Below are 21,608 nucleotides of genomic sequence, written 5' to 3'. Positions count from 1 at the left end.
CATTAAGCTTCTTTTTCCTTTGTTGAAGCGTCGCCATTCTCGGCAGTGGCCTCGGTGGAGGCTTGGTTGAGAGGTTCTGCTATGTCTGCGGTGTTAGCCTGCACCTCTGCTGATGTTGGGGCGCTTGCATCCTGTGGCGCAGGTGTTGCTGCGCTGTCTTCAGCTTGCTCACTTACTGCGATAGCAGTGTTTTCAGCTGCCAAAGCTGCGTCATCTTTTGGCTTCGCTTTTTTGCGTTTGCGCTTCTTCTTAGGTTTAGCGGGTGCATCTTCAGCCTTGGGCATAGTCAAAGCAGCGAGGGCTGCGAATGGACTATCAGCCATTGCTTTTACTTCACGTGCTGTAGGCTCTGTTGGTTTTTGTTTGCGCTTCTCATTTACATATTGCTTTGAAGAAAAACGCCACAAAATGATTGCGCCGGTCTCTTTATCTTTTTGCGCGGGCATTAAACCCATCGCCTTCAAGATTTCGATGAAATCATCCGCAGGAGAACCAACAAGAGCTGCATGCTCTGGTGGGATCGCAAATGTAGATGTTTCTGATTTTTTACGTTCTTGGCCTAATGTCCATGAAAGACGTTCAGCCATGTCTGCGCGAACTGCGCGGGGGCCGAGGCGCACATAACCAGCTGCCTCAAGGTTTGCGCGGTTCCATCCTTTTTCGGTTTTGAAAGATGCCGATGAAGGTGGCTTCATTGGCGCATAGTCAGTGCCAAGTGCGCGTAGCTTCAGGCACAATCCAGCTTGAGCTGGTTTTAGAAGCCCCGGCATGTAGGCTGCAATGCGCCCCGTGCGAACACCAACTTCTTTAAGGGCGGCGCGGTCATCACGTGTTAGAGATGAGGCCACTTCATCTTTGCGCCGATCTATAGCGGCACCTGCATCAACGAGCTGGTGTGCGACACCACGTGCTAATCCAGTGAGGCGTCCTGATTTTAAAGTTGCCTGTAGATCAAACAAAGGCGTCAATACTTCTTTGATGTGATCGGCAAGCCATTTGCGCAAGCGCGTTTCAGCCATTGCGCGAAGGCCTGTTTCAGCATCGGGAGCGCCGACAAGGTCAGCACTTGGCGAGAGCCAGTGGCTTCCTTGTACCATGCGGCCAATTGTTTGGCCTTGATAGGTAATGCGATAGTCTTCGAGTAAAGAAAAATTACCATCTTCAGCAGCGCTAATAGTGTTTAATTTTTCTTCTATGAGTGTTTTGAGGGCTTTATAAGCGGCGTTGCGTACTGCACGGCCTTCTAGCGTTTGGCTTGTCACTGCGGGACTGAATGTTAATCCATCCAATCGTCCGACACTGTGACCTTCCACAACGACTTCTCCATCAAGGCCGACGCCTGCTTCCATAGCTTCCTCCGAATTCAGACTCTTCAATAGCGCCGACGTGCGACGGTCTACAAATTTTTCTACCAGCCGCTCGTGTAGCGCATCTGATAGCCTATCCTCAATGTCTCTTGTACGAGATTGCCAAATTTTTGTGTGTTGGACCCAATCCGTACGATTGGCGGCATACGTCCAAGTGCGGATGGATGCAAGCCTTGACTGGAGGGTATCTATATCGCCCTCCATGTTATCAATCTTGTCTAACTGCTTGTTTATCCAGACATCTTGTAGGCGAGCATTGGGGTTTATTAGTTTTTCAACAAATGATTGCACAAGGCGAACATGTGCATCTGGGCCATGTTTGCGAAAATCTGGTAAAGTGCAAATATCCCAGAGGCGGCGGACGTGTTCTGGTGATTTTACACTATCTTTTATCTCACTATCGTTACGTAAGGCTTGGAAAGTGATCTCATCAAGCGCGTCTGGGCAGCGTTTGAGTTTACGGTGAGGTGACGGTTTGTGTAGGCTATCGGAGAGAGTTTCCAAACTTTCGTAATTGAGTTTGGAGTTTCTCCAAGAGAGGAAATCCACGGGGTCGAACGTGTGGTGTTCAATGCGTTGCACATCTTCTTCTTCAAAGAGGATGCAGTCGCTTGTCTCGCCAAATGTGCCGTCATCTTTGAAACGACCGGCGCGTCCAGCAATCTGAGCGGCTTCGTCAGCGCGGAGAAAACGGCTGCGATGCCCATCAAATTTTCGTCGACTAGCGAAGGCTATATGCGTGACGTCAAGATTTAACCCCATGCCGATAGCATCTGTCGCAACAAGGTAGTCAACTTCACCCGACTGATACAGCGCAACTTGTGCGTTGCGTGTACGTGGCGATAATGCCCCCATAACAACGGCAGACCCGCCGCGTTGACGTTTTAGCAATTCAGCAATGGCGTAAACTTCTTCTGAAGAGAAGGCGACAATGGCGGAACGTTTGGGAAGTTTGGTGAGTTTGAGTGGTCCAGTATAGGTGAGCGTTGAAAAGCGTTCGCGATGTTCTGTATCCACTTTGAGGTCAAGCGCATGAAGGACTGGCCGCATTGTGTCAGCGCCAAGCAGCATGGTTTCATGTTGGCCACGAGCATAGAGTATGCGATCTGTGAAAACATGTCCGCGATCAGGATCTCGAGATATCTGAATTTCATCAATGGCTATGAAAGATACCGGAATGGACAGTGGCATCGCCTCAACTGTGCAGGCGTAATAACGGGCATTGCGCGGAATGATGCGCTCTTCACCTGTCACGAGTGCAACGAGGCGCTCGCCTTTGATTTTTACAAGACGATCATAAACCTCGCGTGCGAGTAGGCGTAGGGGCAAGCCAATCATGCCGCTATCGTGTGCGAGCATGCGTTCAACCGCGAGGTGGGTTTTTCCTGTGTTTGTCGGCCCCAAGACCGCACGCACATTTCTCATGCTAGTGGTCATTGATGGCTCCATAGACGTGTATTAGTTGCGATAGGATCATCGCGAAACTTAAGTCGCGCCAAGCTAGTGCTTGGCGGACATGATTTGCAAGAGAGTTTTCGTATTATTTCGACGAAATAAACTTAGTCGAGACCTTAGCCGTGATCTGGGCTAGCTTGTTTAGTTGCATCTGCATGGTCAGTGTCGAGATGCTCGTATTTTAGCTCACTTGCGACAACAGTAATCTTACCACGCTTGTTGGAGCGGGCTTCAATTTTAATAGGTACGCGAAGCTCACCCGGTCCCATGTCAGCTAAAGTCATAGAGACCCAGCGAAGGTCTTTTGCTTCTTTTGCGCGTTGCGCGGCTGATTTCTTCTTGTAGCCGGCTAATTCTTCATAGCGCACGCTACAAATATAAGCGGGGCCATTCCATGCTTCTGATTCTATACTCTCAACATGTGTACCTTCTTCAAGGTGAAGATTGTAACGTGCTTTACCATCAAAAACTTTAGCGACACCACTGCACGGCTTGCCAGGAACAGCTTCAGGGGCGATGGCCAATTGCAATAGGGCAGAGATAGGGTCCATGGCTTCAAGTTTTTGTTCCATAGTCGCGGCGGGGTCACCTAAATTTCCGTGTGCGGGAACCACTTCTACTTCAACAAAATCATCAGTGTGCTTAATCTCTGTGACGCGATTTTTACGGCCTTCATCGTCTTTAGCGCGGTAAAAACGGGGTTGAAGGCCTTTTTCTGTCACTTCACCATCTGAAGTCAGTGTAGAAGAATAGTCGATAAACCAATCAAGTATACCGGCAACACTAGCGCGTGTGATGATTTTATAATGGTCAGGATAGACCTCTGCGGTGATTGTCGCTTTACCACCTTTAATTTGAGGCAGCCAATTTGTTGGCGGCACATAGCCATCCATTTCAACAACGAATTTTCGAGCTTTTCCGTTTTGGATTGTATCCAAAGGTCTAACAAATGTTGCGTCTGACTTTGCTGGATTTGTTTCAGCCGCAGCAAGCGCGATGTTTGGGCTAGTCATAGCTAAAACCACGAGGCCTGATGTGATAAGACCTGAAGTGAGGATGGTTTTTAAACGAGACATAAGCTGAAAATCTCCAGTGAAACTATAATAAGGTACTGTTTAGAGGCGAACATAATGGCGATTTGCGGACAAAATAGCCTCTTTGTGGCGCCGAAGCTGGCTATTTAATCAAATACCTGTCACATAATGAAATAGTTGGTTGTATATAGACGAGATGTAATCGTCGATATTTATACCCAAAGTTTGTGGTTAAGGCAAAGAATTCCAGATTTATGCGTCAAGAGCATAAGATGGGAGTTGACGAATGAACTCCAAGCATGTAATTCCGGCCCTTCGAATTTTTAATAGACCGAGCGCGCCCACTAAGTTTGAAGCGGCTGCGCATCGCTAACATAAGAGACTAAGCACATGTCACGCGAATGCGAGCTAACAGGTAAGAAGCCAATCACAGGCAACAACGTTAGTCACTCAAACCTAAGAACTAAGCGTCGTTTCTTGCCGAACTTGGTTAAAGTAACTTTGCACTCTGAAACATTGGGTCAAGATTACAAATTCCGTATCGCTGCTTCTGCGCTTCGCACAGTTGATAAGCGCGGTGGTTTGGATGCTTTCCTTGCTAAAGAAGCTGATGCAAACCTCAGCGACAAAGCGTTGAAAGTAAAACGCGAACTTGCGAAAAAAGCTTCTGAAGCTGCTGCAGCTTAAGTCGTTATTTCGACGATAAGAATTTTAAACGCGCTCTGATATTTCGGGGCGCGTTTTTTATTGTCGCATTTGCTTTTGTTGAGCACGCATATATGTCTATGTGATTGCAAGTTGGCGAATATGCGAATGAGGATGCATTCATGAAAATCCATCAGTTATTGACTCACGGCTTCACGCTTGTGGCAGCGGTTTTCATGCTGAGTGCATGCGGCGGACAAAAACGCCCTGATGTGATTTATTTGGGCGGCACCATATATACTGGCAATCCTGAAGCGCCCATTGCAGAAGCTGTGGCAACAATCGGAATGCGGATTACCTATGTAGGGGATGCCAATAGTGTGCTGGCGGATACGCATCCAAAAACACGGTTGGTCGACCTTAAAGGCGGCGCGATGTATCCTGGGTTTATAGATACACATACAGGTGCACTCGCGAATGGTGTTGACGATGCGCTAGGAACGCAAATTCAAGCGTCTGTGCAGGCATATGCAAAGCAAGGTTGGACGACTATCCACGCTTATAATGTTTTGCCGGAAAATGTGCGGATAATGGAAGACTTGGCGATGGCGCGTAAGCTGCCTGTGCGGGTTTATAATGTGCTCAACCAAGCAGGCTTTGAAAGCTTAGCCACTTACGGGCCTGGCGTCTCGCCGGGTGGTTTAGTGGAAACGCGTGCGATTGTTTTGGATGTTGAAAAGCCTTTGCCGCCATTGGGAGAAAGTGGAGACATTCCGACACTCCCGCAATTGTTAAAGCTTGCATTAAAACAGCATGTTCAGATCATGTTCAAAATACCGTCAACGGGGTTTGGTGCTCTGCTTGATGAGGTGGAGCTTGCGCTGGATGACAGCTTGCCGGATGCTGATCCGCGTTGGGGGCTGTTGTATGATCCGCAAGTTGATCCAGAAGAGTTGTTGCGCGCAATGGAGATGCTGGAGCCATCTGTGCTGAATACCTTTAAAGGTGAGGCTCAGTTGCAAGCAGAACCTGTATATCAAGCTTTTGTGGGCAAAGCGCCTGAGAAGCGGCAGAATATACTTGAGTATATGACATTGAAAGCAGCTAAAGCAGGCTTTCGAGATGATATGATTGGTTCAATTGAGGTTGGAAAGCTTGCCGACTTTTCCATTATGTCAGGTGATTTATTGACGCTTTCAGATGAAGAACTTGAGGGTGTTACGCCTGTTATGACTGTAATTGGTGGAGCGCAAGCTTGGCCGCCCGTAGAGCAAAAGCTTCCTGTGTTTGGTGAGTGATTGGGCTATATTTAGCCAAATATCGTAACCATTTGACGTCCCATTAAAACGCAGTCTCCGGATGTGTTCCATATTGTCATATTTTGGCTTGTAAAGCCGCCGCCAGCGCTATCAGATGTTGAGCGTAGCAACCACCAACCTTGCTCAGTGGTGGCCGTGTCGGTGAGCAAGTTTATCATCCACGTCATGCTCGACATTGGTGTCCATTCACGCATAGCGGTGCCATAGGCGGGAACGAGGGCATCTCCGATGGATAAAAGACCTTCGAGACTATTGTGGGCGGCGGGATCTCTGTGGCGTACCCACCAACTAATATCTGGTTGTTTTGCATTTGAAAATGGCATGCCTTGGAAGGGGGAGACTTCAAAATTATTGTAAAATTGGGGGAAGTTCGGGCGCATAACTTCAAGGCTGGAATCAGAGACCGGAGATGTTGGGGCGGGAGAAGCGGGCGGGCTGTGGTGGATTTTTGAGTCGGAGCGAAGGTCAGCAAAAGTGAAAATAGCTTCTGTTGCGGAGATATTGTTGCTTTTTATTTCTGCTCGAATGCTGGATGTTGTGCGACCGCTACGAAGAGGCGTGGCTTCTATGGTGACTTCATTTGTTGTTGGCCCAACAAATGATATCATTGCACCGCGCAATGCGCGGGTTTCATCTGTAAGCTCGCGGGCACCATAATATGCGAGTGCTGTTGTGAGGCCGCCAAAGGCGGTGCGTCCCTGTGTCCACTCTTGTGGAATAGGCGATGTAAGTGTGCTGCCGGAACGCTTCGTGTTTGCAAGAATCTCTGAAAAGTTCATAAAATATCCGTTCGCATTGCGCCCAAAATGCCGAGTATTTCTTTGGGTTGTTTATTCACAATGACGAAAGAAAAATGTCTTGAAAACCCTGCCGTTAGGAGAGGAAATAGCAAAAAATGTTGAATGGAATGGCTATTCCCTCGCGGCAATAGAGAGCTAAAATTCATATGCAGAAGCAAGGTCGGGGTCTTTTTCTGCGACTTGCCTTGCAAGGTCGACCATAACTTTGGCTTGCTTCCATGTCGCATCGTCTTGCATTTTGCCATCAATCATGTGAACGCCGGTGCCGTCTGGCATGGCGGCGAGGATTTTTTTAGCAAACAATACTTCATCGACATCAGGAGAGAATACGCGTTTCGCAATGTCGATTTGCTTTGGATGAAGTGACCAAGTGCCGGCGCACCCCATCAAAAAGGCGTTTCTAAATTGCTGCTCACATGCTTCGACATCGGCAATATCCGCAAACGGGCCATAAAATGGTTTTATCCCTGCAGTGCAACATGCGTCCACCATTTTAGAGACTGTATAGTGCCATAAATCTTGTTGCGCAGCAGCACGGGGCGCATCATCGCTGCGAGGGTCTTCTATTACTTTGTAGAAAGGATGACCGCCGCCAACACGAGTCGTCTTCATGGCGCGAGAGGCGGCAAGGTCGGCCGGACCAAGTGAGATACCGTGCATCCGCGGAGAGGCTAAACATATTTGTTCAACATTTTGAACGCCTTCAGCGGTTTCCAAAATAGCATGGAGCATTATTGGGCGTTTAATGCTGGCTTTGGCTTCTAGTTGAGCGATAAGTTGGTCTGCGTAATGAATATCCCAAGGACCTTCGACCTTGGGCAGCATGATAACATCTAACTTATTTCCAGCTTTTGTCACTAATTCGGTCACATCGTCTAAAAACCAAGGTGAATTCAGGCAGTTAACGCGAGCCCAGAAACCTGTTCCGGTGGAAGAAAAATCTATATTTTCAGCCATATCCAAAGCCCCGGCACGGGCAGCTTCTTTTGCGTCAGAAGGAATCGCGTCTTCTAAATTTGCAAGGACAACATCAGCTTGTTTGGCAATGTCTCCAGATTTGGCGCGGACTTTCTCTATGTGAGGCGGCACGAAGTGGATCATGCGCTCTACTCGCGTCGGTAGCTCACGAAACGGTGCGGGTGCGCCTATCGCGAGTGGCTTGAAAAAGCTGCGCGGTGGTTTTGAGATCGACATTTTATAGCTCCCCGACATGGTTTCTTGTTTGGTTTTGGAGAGGAGATTAAACGCAATGCTGCACCGCGTCAATTCGCGAGGTGGGCCGGGCATTAAACTGTAAAAAGAGCGAGATTAGCGATGATCTGACATGGGGTGAGCAAGTTCTAAGAGTTTTTGAAGCTCATCTGTCATCACATGTGTGTAAATTTGGGTTGTCGAAATGTCTGCATGGCCAAGCAGCATTTGTACTGCGCGCAAGTCCGCGCCACCAGATAAGAGGTGTGTTGCGAATGCGTGGCGTAGCGCGTGCGGTGTAACGCGTTTTGCGGGGATGTTGGCTTTTAAAGCTAACTCTTCGAGCACTTGAGCAAGACGGCGGCGAGTGAAATGGCCTGTTTTTCCACGTGAGGGAAATACAAATTTTTCAGCGATTTTTCGTGCAGCATTTTTAGGTAAAAACGCTTCACGAACACTTAGCCATTGCGCGAGGGCATCGCGTGCTGGCTTGCCTAAAGGAGTGATGCGGTCTTTTTCACCTTTTCCGCGTATAATCAAGGCTGTATCCTTGCCGCGAGGAAGTGAAGATAAGGGGAGTTCGCAAGCTTCTGAGGCACGTAGCCCTGCACTGTAGAGAAGTTCTAGAATGCAGCGATCGCGTATGTCTGTGGGGGTATCGCCTTGGGCGGCGGTGATGAGGGCCGCGACATCTTCTTTAGATAAAACATCTGGCACATTGCGTATGATTTGCGGGCCATCAATTCGAGATGTCGGGTCGTCCTCGCGTTCGCCTTCTTCAAGTTCAAATTTAAAGAAGGACTTCAATGAAGATAACCTCCGCGCAGAAGTGGACTTTGCTAAGCCGCGCGAAGTGAGGTCTTTCATATAGGCGGAAAGAGCCTCTCCATCCGCTAAAACTAAGCCTTTTTCCACATTGTGACCGCACAAAAATTCGGATGCATCAGACAAATCCCGACGATAGGCATCGAGTGTATGTTGTGATGCACCGCGAGATGCACTCATCATTTCGAGGAATGCATCTATACGGCGAAAGTCCATGCGCACAGACATTTATCTTTATCACTTTCTGTGGAGCTGTCGTTTAAGTTTTTGTTTCTTCTAGTTATTATTGCTCTGCTTCTGTGCCCAAGGTGCGAGTGCCTCTAATGCGATTGCTTTGGCATTATTTGTGAGACCATTCTGGCCTAGGGTTGATAGGGCGTTGGTATAAGGGATGAGATCACCATCTTGAGGCGTGGTATCGCGCAGAGTGATGAGTGCTCTTAGGGAGGCTTCACCAACGGCGTTGTCTCGGCGCGCATTTGCCATTTTATAGTCTGCTAAAACCTGCTCTAAAGAAGGAGCGGTGTTTTGATATTTGGCGATAATGTCCCGCGCATCCGGAGACATTAAATAACCAATACCGGACAATATTGACAGATAGCGGTTCGCTTCGATCGGGTGTGTTTCGGCCATAATAACAAGGTTTGAAACGACCTTAGCGCTTGTTTTGTTATCTTTTTTAGGGTTTGCCAATAGGATGAGTGCATCCAAGCGCGCTTTATCCCAATCTGAATGGAGGATGGGTTGAAGCTTTGGAGCGGGGGCAAGTGTCATCGGTCCATTTGGCGGAGATTGACCGGCATTGGCTGTAGAATTCTGGCCTGAGTTTTGAGCGTTGTTGAGCGCTTGTAGCTGCTCATCTAACGTCAAAGGTTGGCCTGCTGACTGTGCCAAATTGATGGGCTGGCCGGCGGGTGCTATGGCTGTGCTACCAGTCTGGGGCTGGGCAGGTATTGTGGGTGTTAGCCCAGTGTTAGGTGCCTGAATCGGGGCTGGTGGCGGGTCGTCGAACGGGTTGTTCATAGTATCGCGCCAACGCTGCGCCAAAGCCAGATCTTCAGCCGCCAAAGCAGCTTCTACGAAGGCTGGACTTAAAGGGGCTGTCTCGCGCGTTTGCGGAATAGACTTTAGTTCAGGAAGTAGCACTTTTGCATGAAGTGCAAATTCTTGTGCATTGCCACGTGCTGGAACAAGTGCGGCGATTAATTTTACGGCTTTGTCTTTTAGCTCAATATCTGGATTTGTGACACTATCCACTGCGCGTTCAAGGGGTGTGCGCATAATGTCTGATTCAGCTGACACTTGTTTGTCGGCTGGCAGATTTGGATCTGGTGTTGGAGCTGTCGGTTTTGGAGAGATGAGAGCTTTGCGTGCTGTTTGAGCGTCAATGACACCTGCACGTGCTGCATAGAGTAAAGCTTCTTTGCGAATGTCTTCTGGTGCATCGGCGCGTTGAGCTAGAAAGGCTGCATATTGAGGTGTCAAAGATGTAACTGAGTCAGCTTCAGGAGGGAGTTTAGCCGCAAGTGAAAGGGCTATTGTTGCACCTGTTGAATAGTTGGCCGCTGGAAGCTTAGTGTTTTCATTTCCTGCAATAACTTCAGCAACAGCGGAGACCGCTTCAAATAACCAAGGGTCTTCTTCGCCTGAGGAAACCGCCATTTCAGCAGAAAGATTTGCGGCAGTCGCGTTTCCCGCAAGAGCAAAACATGTTGCGCGCAGAGATTGCCAGAAGCTGTCATCACTTGGAGCGGCATCTACTGTGGCGCATGCGCGTTTGTTATCGCCTGTGGCAAAATCCATATCAGCTTCAAATTTGCGTGGATCTTCTGACCAAGACTCGTTTGGGAAGCGTTGCAAAAGGTTGGTTGCATTTTTTGTTTCGCCAAGCTCGCGCAGTAGGCGTAGGCGTTCCGTTGTTGCCTCATCAATTGAACCAGCTGGAGCCTTGCCGCCAGAGAGCACAATGGCGCGCAAAAGATTCGCTTGAGCTGGTGTAAGTTGGTTGGCATCTATTGAGCCAAGCAATTCATATACGCTGGAAGCATTTGTTGCGGACCAAAGGTTTGATCCCAGACCGCCAGTGTTAGAACTTTTCCAGCCCACACCCCAAGGGTCTACTTCGGTAAGAGAGCCTGAAGATACGATTTGTGCATTTGATGGCGCACTTGATAGAGCGGCTAGAACTAATAAAGACGCAGAAAAACGCTTAGCGTATTTTAACATTGGTTGCCTCCATACGAATCTCTTGGGGAGTTGGTGCGTTCTTTTCAGCCTTGTCAGCGAAGTAAAAAGTGCCACCAGTTACGATTGCGGCAAGCAATAAGAGCAAAATCAGCTTTGGTTTCATGGATTTTTGCTTTTTTCCGGCCATTCTGTGGTTTCGCATGTTTGCTCCCGTCTTTGGGGTTGTATAAGCGTATATTGAGTCTATCGGCAAAGAGCTATTTTGTGACACACAGTTTATCGATTGAAAACGACCAAAAAGCGGCGAATGCGCATTCAACTGCACATGACCCCAATAAATGTACTATTGTTCTTGTGGGTATCATGGGTGCAGGCAAGTCATCTGTAGGGAGAAGACTAGCTCAAGCTTTAGGTATTCCTTTCCACGACAGCGATGATGAAGTTGAAAAAGCGGCTTCAATGAAAATCCCTGAAATCTTTGCAAAGCATGGCGAAGAAGAATTTCGGCGTGGAGAGTCGAGCGTTATTAAGCGCCTACTGGATGAGCCTCGCATGGTTCTGGCAACAGGAGGTGGTGCTTTTATGAATGAAGCGACACGCCAACTTATGCAGGAAAAAGCTGTGACTGTGTGGCTGAAAGCTGACCTAGAGACATTGTGGCGACGGGTCAGCAAAAAGGGCGGACGTCCTTTGTTGAAAAAACAAAATCCAAAACAGGTGCTTGCTGATCTTCTAACTGAACGAGAGCCAGTGTATGCATTGGCAGATTATGAGGTTGTATCAGTTGATGGGCCTCACAAAATTACCGTAGAAGCTGTTCGTTCTGCCCTGAATATATAAATGAGAAGATTGACCCCATGACTGATACATCTGCCAAGAGTTCCGCAGCACTTGAAAATGCAAGTGGGGCCAAGCGCGTGAACGTTGCGTTGGGTGATCGCAGCTATGATATTCATATTGCGAGTGGTTTGCTGTCGCTTGCGGGTGGTTTGATCAAGCCCATATTGAAACAACAGCGCGTATTTATTGTGACGGATGAGAATGTAGCAAAGGTACATTTGGGCACTTTAAAAGCTGGATTGGCGACGCAAAATATCGAAGCGTTTGAGGTGGTGTTGCCAGCCGGTGAAGCTACAAAATGCTTTGCGGTTTTAGAAAGCACGATTGATCAATTAATGGCGCAAGGTGCGGATCGCAATGATGTTGTAATTGCGCTTGGCGGCGGCGTGATCGGAGACCTCACCGGGCTTGTTGCAGGATTGCTCAAGCGGGGGATGCGTTTCGTGCAGGTGCCAACAACTTTATTGGCCCAAGTTGATTCTTCTGTGGGCGGTAAAACCGCGATTAATTCTAAAATCGGAAAAAATCTTGTTGGTTTGTTCAATCAGCCAGAAATGGTGATTGCCGACCAAGATGTATTGCAGACATTGCCTGTGCGAGAATTGAGAGCAGGACTAGCTGAAGTCATCAAATATGGGTTGATTGATGATTTGAGCTTTTTTGAATATATCGAGTTAAATGCCGAGAAGCTAAATGCTGCGTCTCCAGAAGCTTTGGCCGAGGCGGTGCGTGTTTCGTGCGAATCTAAGGCCCGTATTGTATCAGAAGATGAAACCGAACGCGGCAAGCGTGCGCTTTTGAATTTGGGGCATACATTTGCTCATGCGCTAGAGCGTGCAAATGGATTTGGGCCTGCTTTATTACATGGCGAAGCTGTGGGCTGTGGTATGGCGATGGCGATGCGCTATTCTCAAGCTTTGGGATTATGTTCTGGACAAGAAGCTGATCGTGCTGAAAAAGGCATTTTAGCACTTGGTCTTGAAACAGATGTACGCAAATTGGCCGGCGGCCCTTATGAAGCGAATGCACTGTTGGAACACATGATGCATGATAAGAAGGCGGAGCAAGGTAAACTTACTTTAATTCTCGCTAAGGGAATTGGTCAGTCTTATATTGAGAAGCAAGTAGACGTAGAGCATTTGCTCGCATTTTTGAAAACTGAAACGGCGGTCTAAATAAAACAATATGAATATTGATTTGAGTCTGGTGCTTCCACCGGTCATTGTTATTATCTTATTGTGTTTGTCTGGGTTCTTTTCTGGATCAGAAACTGCGTTAACAGCGGCATCTCGTGCACGAATGTTGAGCCTTGATAAAGAAGGCAAGAAGGGTGCAAAGCGCGTTGTCAATTTGCTGACAAACCAAGAAGGGTTGATCGGGTCTATTCTCTTGGGAAACAACCTCGTCAACATCCTCGCAACATCTATTGCGACCTCCTATCTTTTGAAAATATTTGGTGCAAATGGTGTGGCTGTGGCAACCGCAGCTATGACGGTGCTCGTGCTTGTTTTCTCCGAAGTTATGCCAAAAACCTACGCACTGAATAATGCTGACCGCACTGCGATGGCAGTATCTGGGCCTATATCTGTTTTGGTTTTGATATTGAAGCCCGTCGTGCGTTTTGTGCAAATCGTAGTGCGCGGCACGTTATCTGTGTTTGGCGTTAAAACAGAGGCTGATGCGTTCTCACCTGTTGATGAAATTCGCGGTGCAATTGATATGCATGTGGTTGATGGGAATGTGGAAGTTGAAGATAAGCACCGTCTAGGCGGCGTGCTCGATCTTAAAGAGCTGACGGTTGAAGATGTGATGGTGCATAGAAAATCAATCTTTATGATTGATGCGTCTTTGCCCCCAGAAGATATTTTGCGCCAAGCTTTGGAGAGTACGCACACACGATTGCCACTTTATCGGGGTGATAAAGAAGAAGTCATCGGGATTTTGCACGCAAAAGACTTATTGCTCGCGATTATGGATGCTGAGGGTGATTTTTCGAGCTTGGATATCGATAAAATTAAACGCAAAGCCCATTTTACGCCTGAGACAACATCTCTTCAGGATCAATTGAGCCATTTCCAAAAAAACCAAACACACTTCTCCATCGTTGTTGATGAATATGGTGCGATTATGGGGTTGGTGACGCTTGAAGATATTCTGGAAGAAATTGTGGGTGAAATCCGCGATGAGCATGATGTGACTGTTGAGGGGGTGCGCCCTCAGCCAGATGGGTCTGTGTTTGTGGATGGTTGGGCACCGATTCGAGACTTGAATCGTGCGATGGATTGGAACTTGCCGGATGATGAGGCCGTGACCGTTGCCGGATTGGTAATTCACGAAACGCAGACAATCCCTGAACCTGGACGCAGATTTGTGTTCCACGGGTATCAGTTTGAAATATTACGCAAGCATCGCAACCAAATTACCGGTTTGCGTGTACGTTTGGATGAAAATCTGTAGACTGAAGAGGCGATGAGGGGGATTGCAACCGAAAATGAGTTTTGCCTGATTTGATTTTATGTCAAAAAGTTTGCGGCACAATTACCAAAAAGAGGTGAGGAAATGCCCAATACAATAGCGGAAGAGACATTTAGCTTTGCAAAAAAAGCGAAGGAATGCGTAACCGTTCCGGAGTTGGCGCGTTGTTTTCAAGACCTAATTCAGCCCTATGGTGTTGTTGCTAGTTCAGCTTGGGCAGTCATCGGTGGGGACTCCAAAATTCGGCGTGGATTTGGCGAGTGGCCCGCCGAGTGGGCGCGTCACTATGCGCAGAATAATTACTTTGATTCAGATCCAATATTTGCAGCTCTCCTAAAAGGGCATGATGCGGGATATTGGGATGAGCAATTGGCTGATTTTCCAACAGATGAAGCCGGCGAAAGAGTGATGGCTGATGCGCGCCGATTTGGTTATGCGGATGGATATAGCCGATTAGTTCCAACACTGAACGGTTCTTATTATTTGGTGTCTTTATATGGACAAAAGATAGATCGAAGTCCGGATGTGCGGATTATGTTTGATTTTGCGAGTACGCGCTTTGTCCAAGAAGGTGCTCTGTTGCTAAATAGGCGGGTGGGTGTTCCGTTGAAGGATCATGATCTGACACCGCGTCAGCTTGAGGTTTTGCAATATAAAGCTGAAGGACGCACAGATAAAGAAGCAGCGGAGCTTTTATCTATCAGTGTGAAAGCCGTTGAGGGGCATCTTACCAAAATTCGTAAGCAATTGGATGCGCGATCAACGTCGCAGGCAATTAGCATTGCGCGAGGTAAGGGAATGATATCTCGCACAATAAAAACAAAATAGCTTACAATCTACAAAAACTAGGGATTTCCCTAGTTGCGAAGTGGGGTGAAGTAGGGGATAAAGATGCCGAGTAATGCCTCTCTGGTTGGGGGGGACGTAAGCTTGACCTTCTCAATCGGTTTGCCCCTTTGAGAAGGTTTAATTACTCGCTTTTCCAAATATTGAACGCGAATCGTTGCAGTGGCTGCAAGCTTATGCAGCGCTGACTTATTGCACGAGATGGATGATGTCATTCGTGCATATCCCATTTATGTTGGACGAATGACCTTAATTGAAAGCGCGTGCAGTCCAGAATCGAACTCTGATTGCAGCGTTTCGTTAATTTTTCTGTGAATTTCGACCCTGTTCAGCCCTTCAAAGCTTTTGGACCAGACTTTAATGCTGTAGTGTGTCTCGCCAGCTGGGCTAGCGCCTGCATGACCTGCATGTAAAGCAGACTCATCATCGACTTCTAAAAAGTCGGGAGCTAGAGCGGTTGAAAGTGCAGTGCGGATACGGTTTTGTCGATTTGTCAATTCTTGATCCTTTAGCGAAGGTAGGTCATTTAAGGTCTTATGTCAGAAACTGAAGACTCAAAAGATGGTTTCCGCGCAAAGTTCGTGGATATTCGAATTAAACCTCCCGGCCACCGCGGGCGTAAGAACGTGCGCAATAAGCAGCCTGTCTCAGACAAAGTGTGTGAGCATAAAGGATGTGACAAGCCCGGAGATTGTAAAGCACCAAAGCAGACAGCGGCTGCTTTGAAGCGTAAACGTAAACGCGATGAAGATTTTCACTGGTTTTGTCAGCGCCATGCGTCTGAATTCAACAAACAGTATAATTTCTTTGATGGCATGACAGAAGCTGAATATTTGTCGTTCCGAAATTCTGAAGACGCGGGTCATCAGAAGACTTGGAAATTTGGTACAGGGCCAGTGGGTGGTACGAGTGCTGCTGAGGCCCTGCGGGCGCGACGCTATAATGGGCGCCATGAATTTGATGGTGCGGGAAATCCTATTCGCCCATCATCTGCTAAAGACAAGCCGGAGCGCACCCGACTGCAGATTAAAGCGCTTGAAGAACTTGGATTGCCGCACAACGCGGATGCCAAACATATTAAAGTGACTTATTCGCGTATCATTAAAGAATGTCACCCTGACTCTAATGGCGGTGATCGTTCTCAAGAGCACCGTTTGGCGCAGGTTATGCGTGCTTTTAAAACCTTAAAAGCTGCTGGTCTGACTTAATTTTAAGAGGCGACATGCATTTATGCTAAAATGTCGCCTCTCATTTCCTCATAAGTTCATTTAACTTGATCTTACCGTTTGAAACATTTCGTACGGCACTCTAAGGTGGCGACGATTTGAATAATTACTATTGCGTGGTCCCATGTCCGTTACTGATGCATCTGAAGAATTAAAAGGTCTTGCCCCGACAGTTGAAGTCTCCATTCGTGATACTTTTGATATTGATCTGGAGGGTACAGCCCCAGCGTTTCCAGAGCGCTCATCTTATGTTCCGGATTTAGATGAAACATATCGTTTCGATCCACTAACGACACGCGCAATTCTTGCGGGTTTTATGCACAATCGCCGTGTGATGGTGCAAGGGTTTCACGGCACGGGTAAATCTACGCACATTGAGCAAATTGCTGCGCGTTTGAACTGGCCCTTAATGCGGATCAACCTTGATAGCCACGTGTCGCGTATTGATCTTGTGGGTAAAGATGCGATCGTTTTGAAGGATGGAAAGCAGATCACAGAATTCCGCGAAGGGATTTTGCCTTGGGCTTTGCAACGACCAATCGCGCTTGTGTTTGACGAATATGATGCGGGGCGTCCCGATGTTATGTTTGTTATTCAGCGTATTCTTGAGGCATCTGGACAGCTGACATTGCTTGACCAGAATAAAGTGATGCGTCCGCACAATTTCTTCCGTTTATTCTCTACGACGAATACAATTGGTTTAGGAGATACAACTGGGCTTTATCACGGAACACAGCAGCTAAACCAAGGCCAGATGGACCGTTGGTCTATTGTGACCACATTGAACTATTTGGAACATGATGTTGAGGCAGAAATAGTATCTGCGAAAGTTCCCAATATGGACAAAGAAATTATCTCTAAAATGGTGCATGTGGCGGACTTATCGCGTTCAGCCTTTATCAATGGCGATATTTCAACCGTGATGAGCCCACGGACTGTGATTACATGGGCAGAAAATGCAACCATTTTTGGAGATGTGCCAACGGCCTTCCGTATGACATTCATCAACAAATGTGACGAGCTGGAGCGTCCGATCGTTGCTGAGTTCTACCAACGGGCATTTGGAGAGGAACTTCCTGAAAGTGTGCTTGGGATGAATGCCTAATCGAATTTTGATCCAAATTACTTATTCCTCTTCGGAGAAAACATTTCGCCTATGAGTAAGCCCGCTGATCCACAAGAGGTTTTCCGTTCGGCCTTGGCCGTTACAACTGCTTCACTTGCAGCAGAAAAAGGTGTGGAAGTCGCGTTTTCTGCTGACGGCGGCCGCGTGGCTGGTGACCGAATTATACTCAATAGTCCTCCGCGCAAGCTGAACGCTGGAAGTGCTGCACTTGCACGTGGAGAGGCGGACATGTTGGCGCTGAAAAAGCGTTATCATGATGCAACAGCCTATGCCGCGAATATGCCGGAATCTGAAGAAGGCATTGCTATTTATGAAGCTGCCGAACGTGCGCGGATTGATTCTATTGGCGCTAAAGCGATGGATGGAGTTGCGTCTAACTTAGATGCGATTTTAGAAGCGCGATGTGAACGGGCAGAATACCTAAATATTGAAGACCGAACAAAAGTTTCTCAAGCAGATGCCATTGAGTTTTTGTTGCGAGAAAAGTTGACGGGCCGACCTTTACCGGAGGCCGCTGAACATATTGCAGATTTTTGGCGAGAGGATGTGTTGAGACGCGCTTCAGGTGCGGTAGATGCGTTGGCGAACTCTATGCAAAACCAAGCTGATTTTGCAAATGCCGTTCGTCAATTGCTACAAGATTTAGATCTTGGAGATGAAATCTCGCCTGCAGATGAGTCTGAAGATCAAGGCCAAGAAACTGAAGAAGCCGATGAATCGCCTGACGAAGACGAGAACAATGATGTATCTGGTGATGAACAATCCCAGAGCGAAGGTTCTGAAAATTTAGACGAAGAAGAAGTCGAGAGCGACACTGATAGTGAAGCTGCAATGGCGATGGAAGCAGAAACCGATCTGGGGTCGGAAGATGATGCGCCTGAACTAGATGAAGGTTCACAACCAGTACGACCAAATTACCAAGCTGGTGATGATTTATCTTCGACACAGTACAAAGCCTTTTCAACGCAATATGATGAAGTGGCTCCGGCAGAGACGCTATGTGATCCTGAAGAGTTGGGGCGTTTGCGTTCTTACCTAGATACCCAATTGCAAGGATTGCAGGGGGCGGTGTCTCGTCTGGCTAACCGGTTGCAGCGGCGTTTGATGGCGCAACAAAGTCGTTCTTGGCAGTTTGACCTCGAAGAAGGTATTTTGGATACGGCACGTCTAACACGTGTACTGGTAGACCCAACATCTCCGCTGTCCTTTATGCAGGAGGATGACTCTAATTTCCGCGATACTGTTGTGACATTATTGCTGGATAATTCTGGCTCTATGCGCGGTCGGCCAATTATGGTTGCTGCCTTATGTGCGGATATACTTGCCCGCACATTGGAGCGGTGTGGCGTGAAAGTTGAAATTCTGGGCTTTACGACAAAAGCGTGGAAAGGCGGGTTGGCGCGTGAAGAGTGGATCAATTCAGGCAAGCCATCCAATCCAGGGCGACTAAATGATTTGCGCCATATCGTGTACAAGAGTGCTGATGCGCCTTGGAGGCGCGTGCGTAAGAATCTCGGTTTGATGATGCGCGAAGGTTTGCTCAAAGAAAACATTGATGGTGAAGCGTTGATTTGGGCACATGACCGATTGATGGGGCGTCCTGAGCAACGCCGTATTCTTATGGTGATTTCTGATGGTGCGCCGGTAGATGACTCAACTTTATCCGTAAATACTGGAAGTTATCTTGAAACGCACTTGCGAGAAGTTATTGAATATATTGAAACGCGTTCACCTGTTGAGTTGTTGGCGATCGGTATCGGACATGATGTGACGCGTTATTATCGCCGCGCTGTCACTATTGTGGATGCTGAGCAATTGGGCGGCGCTATGACAGATAAACTCGCTGAATTGTTCGATGATGAAGGTCCGCAAAAGGGTGAAGCTGTCGTGAAACCTAAACGCGGTGCGGCTATAGCAACGACAAAAGAGAGTCCTTTAAAAGGGATAAAACGCGCAAAATCTAGGGATGTTTAAAGTGTCACAAAACAATATTTGGACGTCTCCTTTGCCTGTTGTCTCTTTGTTGGTTGGCGCGATTGTTTTAGCTGGATGTGCATCTCAATCAGAAAAAACAAATGCGGTGAAAGCGGTGCCGGATGTTTCTCAGATCTTAGATGATCACAATAAAGTCGCTGAGAAACGTTGGTTATTGGGTGAGCAGTCCGGTGCGCATTATCGAGCTTCCTGTCCAGATGGCACGCCCTATGTCACGCCGGAAACTATAAGTTTGCAAGCTCATAAAGTTGAAGTGCGCGATACCGGTTCCAGACATTTCCTAAAAGGGACACGCCTGCCAAGGGTAGAATTCGTCGCGGGGTATCACCTCACCAGCGATAATCCGAGATTTGGTGGAATTTCAGGAATTGATACTCTGAATTCAGGCGACCTTTTGGCTGTGACGGACCAAGGGGATTTCCTTTGGATTGGTATGGATGAATATGATCATTTGCAGCCGGTATCTGCCCAAATCAGTATGATGCGGGACGCGAATGGCAATCCGTATGACAATAAAGCGGATGCAGATTCTGAAGGTCTGGCGGTTGATAACGGTTTGGCGTTTGTTTCATTTGAACGTGAACACCGAATAGAAGCCTTTGATCTTGAGACATGTGGTGCCAATGCGCGTGGAAGCCGTGTTTTTACGCTGGATAAAGATAGGGATAATGTTGCTGGTATTCGCGACAATGGTGGAATGGAAGCACTTGCGCTTACTGATATTGGTGGGCTGATTATGGGTGTCGAGACCTTGGATGATGGAAAGGCTCAACTATCATTTAGTCCGAAAGTTGGTATGGCTGATTTTAGGGGGCGTCTTGATGCGGGTAATTCTAAACAAATAACGGGAAGTGACTATCTGGCACGGAGTCAGAATTCAGGTGAGTTGTATTCCTTGCATCGCTATTATTCGCCACTAACTGGGGCACAAATAAATGTGTTGCAGACGCAAGTTTCTCGGAATGAGGGCGGTGAATATATACTGGGTGAGTCGGTTGAGTTACTTAGTTTGAAGTTGCCGGGGGTGACGGATAATTTCGAAGGGATTAGTGTCAGACGGGATGAAGATGGGAATATTCGTTTATTCATTGTATCTGATGATAATTTTTCTCCTAAACAGAGAAGTCTATTGCTCATTTTCAATGTAGTACCAAAGGGTTATTGAGTATTGAGGCTTGCGTCAGGTGGCTGCACCGCGTAACTGTACTTGTTGCAATTTGCCGAGAATGTAAGGATTTACTGTGTCCACGCCATCAACTTTTTTAGATTTCGAAAAACCACTTGCCGAAATGGAAAAGAAAATCGTCGAGCTTGAAGCTGCGGCTGCTGAAGGCGGCGCTTCTATTGAAGATGAAGTGCAAAAGCTGCGTGAAAAATCAGACAAGCAATTGCGTGATATTTATTCTAACTTGTCGGCATGGCAGAAGACCCAAGTTGCCCGTCACCCCGACCGTCCAGATTTCTTTCACTATGTTGAAAATCTGTTCACGGACTGGGTTGAACTCGCAGGCGACCGCAAATTCATGAATGATGAGGCGCTTGTTGGTGGATTGGCGCGCTTTAGAGGCATTCCTGTTATGGTTGTTGGCCATGTAAAAGGGCGTACAACTGAAGAACGTATCAAACACAATTTTGGTATGGCGCGCCCAGAAGGCTATCGTAAAACATACCGTTTGTTTGAGCTAGCTGAACGGTTTAACCTGCCTGTTATTGCGCTTGTTGATACCAAGGGGGCTTTTCCTGGACGTGGCGGTGAAGAGCGCGGTCAAGCTGAAGCATTGGCAAAATCAATCGAGAAGTGCCTCACGCTGAAAACACCAATGATCTCTATTATTGTGGGTGAAGGTGGTTCAGGTGGAGCTGTGGCATTGGCTGCGGGAAATAAAGTGTTTATGTTGGAACATTCTATTTATTCTGTGATTTCACCTGAAGGTGCGGCATCTATTCTTTTCCGCGATGCTGCGCGTGCCAAAGATGCTGCTGAAGCCATGAAAATCACGGCTGATGATCTTGAAAAAATGAATATTGTAGATTCAGTCGTTGTAGAGCCTATGGGTGGGGCGCATCGCGCGCCAGAAGAAGTGTTTATTAGAGTGAGTGACTTAATTGATCGCTCATTGGAGGAGCTTAAAGATCTCTCTCCAGAAGAGCTACGCCAGCAGCGTAAAGACCGTTTTTATGCGATTGGCCGTGAAGGCTTAAACTAAGAAAATTATTTGAGTTTCTAATATTGAAAAGGCTCCAATCAAATGATTGGAGCCTTTTTGTTTTGGAAGA

At 47.5% G+C, this 21,608-nt stretch carries 19 protein-coding genes; 11 read left to right on the top strand and 8 right to left on the bottom strand.

What is annotated here, in order from left to right; genetic code table 11:
* Nucleotides 1-2: 2 nt before the first annotated feature.
* Both ACFQS8_RS06825 and ACFQS8_RS06820 read right to left on the bottom strand, forming a co-directional pair.
* Nucleotides 3-2,804, bottom strand: a complete 2,802-nt coding sequence (locus ACFQS8_RS06825; RefSeq protein WP_382166517.1) for a helicase-related protein — start codon at nt 2,802-2,804, stop codon at nt 3-5.
* Between the two features lie 134 nt (nt 2,805-2,938).
* Nucleotides 2,939-3,898, bottom strand: a complete 960-nt coding sequence (locus ACFQS8_RS06820; protein ID WP_382166516.1) for a DUF3108 domain-containing protein — start codon at nt 3,896-3,898, stop codon at nt 2,939-2,941.
* A gap of 348 nt (nt 3,899-4,246) precedes the next feature.
* Between ACFQS8_RS06820 and rpmB the strand changes: the two genes are divergently transcribed.
* Both rpmB and ACFQS8_RS06810 read left to right on the top strand, forming a co-directional pair.
* Entirely contained in the window at nt 4,247-4,543 is a 297-nt protein-coding gene (gene rpmB, locus ACFQS8_RS06815; RefSeq protein WP_382166515.1) for a 50S ribosomal protein L28, read from the top strand.
* Nucleotides 4,544-4,683: 140 nt separating this feature from the next.
* Complete coding sequence (locus ACFQS8_RS06810; RefSeq protein WP_382166514.1) at nt 4,684-5,799, top strand: amidohydrolase family protein; 1,116 nt, start codon at nt 4,684-4,686, stop codon at nt 5,797-5,799.
* Nucleotides 5,800-5,810: 11 nt separating this feature from the next.
* On the opposite strand, the gene ACFQS8_RS06805 is transcribed toward ACFQS8_RS06810, so the two are convergent.
* From ACFQS8_RS06805 to ACFQS8_RS06785, 5 genes are all read right to left on the bottom strand, one after another.
* A complete protein-coding gene (locus ACFQS8_RS06805) occupies nt 5,811-6,599 on the bottom strand; it encodes a thioesterase family protein (RefSeq protein ID WP_382166513.1) in 789 nt (262 codons plus the stop codon).
* A gap of 156 nt (nt 6,600-6,755) precedes the next feature.
* Nucleotides 6,756-7,814: an HpcH/HpaI aldolase/citrate lyase family protein gene (locus ACFQS8_RS06800; RefSeq protein WP_382166512.1), complete on the bottom strand. Its 1,059-nt coding sequence runs from the start codon at nt 7,812-7,814 to the stop codon at nt 6,756-6,758.
* A gap of 114 nt (nt 7,815-7,928) precedes the next feature.
* Complete coding sequence (locus tag ACFQS8_RS06795; RefSeq protein ID WP_382166511.1) at nt 7,929-8,864, bottom strand: tyrosine recombinase; 936 nt, start codon at nt 8,862-8,864, stop codon at nt 7,929-7,931.
* A 48-nt stretch (nt 8,865-8,912) separates the two neighbouring features.
* Complete coding sequence (locus ACFQS8_RS06790; protein ID WP_382166510.1) at nt 8,913-10,862, bottom strand: hypothetical protein; 1,950 nt, start codon at nt 10,860-10,862, stop codon at nt 8,913-8,915.
* Entirely contained in the window at nt 10,846-11,025 is a 180-nt protein-coding gene (locus ACFQS8_RS06785) for a hypothetical protein (RefSeq protein ID WP_382166508.1), read from the bottom strand. The genes ACFQS8_RS06790 and ACFQS8_RS06785 overlap by 17 nt, the downstream gene beginning before the upstream one ends.
* Before the next feature lie 80 nt (nt 11,026-11,105).
* On the opposite strand from ACFQS8_RS06785, the gene ACFQS8_RS06780 reads away from it, so the two are divergent.
* The 4 genes from ACFQS8_RS06780 (at nt 11,106) to ACFQS8_RS06765 (ending at nt 14,966) form a co-directional block, all read left to right on the top strand.
* Nucleotides 11,106-11,663, top strand: coding sequence for a shikimate kinase (locus ACFQS8_RS06780; RefSeq protein WP_382166596.1), 558 nt, complete (start codon nt 11,106-11,108; stop codon nt 11,661-11,663).
* 17 nt (nt 11,664-11,680) lie between these two features.
* Nucleotides 11,681-12,838, top strand: coding sequence for a 3-dehydroquinate synthase (gene aroB, locus ACFQS8_RS06775; RefSeq protein ID WP_382166507.1), 1,158 nt, complete (start codon nt 11,681-11,683; stop codon nt 12,836-12,838).
* Nucleotides 12,839-12,848: 10 nt separating this feature from the next.
* Nucleotides 12,849-14,120, top strand: a complete 1,272-nt coding sequence (locus ACFQS8_RS06770; protein WP_382166506.1) for an HlyC/CorC family transporter — start codon at nt 12,849-12,851, stop codon at nt 14,118-14,120.
* 102 nt (nt 14,121-14,222) lie between these two features.
* Complete coding sequence (locus tag ACFQS8_RS06765; protein ID WP_382166505.1) at nt 14,223-14,966, top strand: helix-turn-helix transcriptional regulator; 744 nt, start codon at nt 14,223-14,225, stop codon at nt 14,964-14,966.
* A gap of 248 nt (nt 14,967-15,214) precedes the next feature.
* Here the strand turns inward: ACFQS8_RS06765 and ACFQS8_RS06760 are convergent, their stop codons facing one another.
* A complete protein-coding gene (locus ACFQS8_RS06760; protein WP_382166504.1) occupies nt 15,215-15,481 on the bottom strand; it encodes a BolA family protein in 267 nt (88 codons plus the stop codon).
* Nucleotides 15,482-15,520: 39 nt separating this feature from the next.
* Here ACFQS8_RS06760 and ACFQS8_RS06755 point away from each other — a divergent pair, with 39 nt between their 5' ends.
* From ACFQS8_RS06755 to ACFQS8_RS06735, 5 genes are all read left to right on the top strand, one after another.
* Nucleotides 15,521-16,192, top strand: coding sequence for a DnaJ domain-containing protein (locus ACFQS8_RS06755; RefSeq protein ID WP_382166503.1), 672 nt, complete (start codon nt 15,521-15,523; stop codon nt 16,190-16,192).
* Nucleotides 16,193-16,334: 142 nt separating this feature from the next.
* Nucleotides 16,335-17,315, top strand: a complete 981-nt coding sequence (cobS, locus tag ACFQS8_RS06750; RefSeq protein WP_382166502.1) for a cobaltochelatase subunit CobS — start codon at nt 16,335-16,337, stop codon at nt 17,313-17,315.
* A gap of 51 nt (nt 17,316-17,366) precedes the next feature.
* Nucleotides 17,367-19,310, top strand: a complete 1,944-nt coding sequence (cobT, locus tag ACFQS8_RS06745; protein WP_382166501.1) for a cobaltochelatase subunit CobT — start codon at nt 17,367-17,369, stop codon at nt 19,308-19,310.
* Nucleotides 19,303-20,496, top strand: a complete 1,194-nt coding sequence (locus ACFQS8_RS06740) for an esterase-like activity of phytase family protein (RefSeq protein WP_382166500.1) — start codon at nt 19,303-19,305, stop codon at nt 20,494-20,496. The genes cobT and ACFQS8_RS06740 overlap by 8 nt, the downstream gene beginning before the upstream one ends.
* 76 nt (nt 20,497-20,572) lie before the next feature.
* Nucleotides 20,573-21,538: an acetyl-CoA carboxylase carboxyltransferase subunit alpha gene (locus tag ACFQS8_RS06735; RefSeq protein ID WP_382166499.1), complete on the top strand. Its 966-nt coding sequence runs from the start codon at nt 20,573-20,575 to the stop codon at nt 21,536-21,538.
* Nucleotides 21,539-21,608: the final 70 nt, after the last annotated feature.

The organism is Hirschia litorea, assembly GCF_042665075.1.
In the GTDB taxonomy this organism is placed as follows: domain Bacteria; phylum Pseudomonadota; class Alphaproteobacteria; order Caulobacterales; family Hyphomonadaceae; genus Hirschia; species Hirschia litorea.
The sequence above is the reverse complement of the archived record's forward strand: the minus strand, read 5'-3'. Positions and strand labels throughout refer to the sequence as shown.

Coding starts and splice junctions, on each gene's coding strand:
- ACFQS8_RS06790 (WP_382166510.1), bottom strand. CDS start 10,862: ATGTTAAAATACGCTAAGCGTTTTTCTGCGTCTTTATTAGTTCTAGCC.
- ACFQS8_RS06740 (WP_382166500.1), top strand. CDS start 19,303: ATGTTTAAAGTGTCACAAAACAATATTTGGACGTCTCCTTTGCCTGTT.
- ACFQS8_RS06795 (WP_382166511.1), bottom strand. CDS start 8,864: ATGTCTGTGCGCATGGACTTTCGCCGTATAGATGCATTCCTCGAAATG.
- ACFQS8_RS06785 (WP_382166508.1), bottom strand. CDS start 11,025: ATGCGAAACCACAGAATGGCCGGAAAAAAGCAAAAATCCATGAAACCA.
- cobT (WP_382166501.1), top strand. CDS start 17,367: ATGAGTAAGCCCGCTGATCCACAAGAGGTTTTCCGTTCGGCCTTGGCC.
- ACFQS8_RS06770 (WP_382166506.1), top strand. CDS start 12,849: ATGAATATTGATTTGAGTCTGGTGCTTCCACCGGTCATTGTTATTATC.
- ACFQS8_RS06755 (WP_382166503.1), top strand. CDS start 15,521: ATGTCAGAAACTGAAGACTCAAAAGATGGTTTCCGCGCAAAGTTCGTG.
- ACFQS8_RS06805 (WP_382166513.1), bottom strand. CDS start 6,599: ATGAACTTTTCAGAGATTCTTGCAAACACGAAGCGTTCCGGCAGCACA.
- ACFQS8_RS06765 (WP_382166505.1), top strand. CDS start 14,223: ATGCCCAATACAATAGCGGAAGAGACATTTAGCTTTGCAAAAAAAGCG.
- cobS (WP_382166502.1), top strand. CDS start 16,335: ATGTCCGTTACTGATGCATCTGAAGAATTAAAAGGTCTTGCCCCGACA.
- ACFQS8_RS06800 (WP_382166512.1), bottom strand. CDS start 7,814: ATGTCGATCTCAAAACCACCGCGCAGCTTTTTCAAGCCACTCGCGATA.
- ACFQS8_RS06810 (WP_382166514.1), top strand. CDS start 4,684: ATGAAAATCCATCAGTTATTGACTCACGGCTTCACGCTTGTGGCAGCG.
- aroB (WP_382166507.1), top strand. CDS start 11,681: ATGACTGATACATCTGCCAAGAGTTCCGCAGCACTTGAAAATGCAAGT.
- rpmB (WP_382166515.1), top strand. CDS start 4,247: ATGTCACGCGAATGCGAGCTAACAGGTAAGAAGCCAATCACAGGCAAC.
- ACFQS8_RS06820 (WP_382166516.1), bottom strand. CDS start 3,898: ATGTCTCGTTTAAAAACCATCCTCACTTCAGGTCTTATCACATCAGGC.
- ACFQS8_RS06825 (WP_382166517.1), bottom strand. CDS start 2,804: ATGACCACTAGCATGAGAAATGTGCGTGCGGTCTTGGGGCCGACAAAC.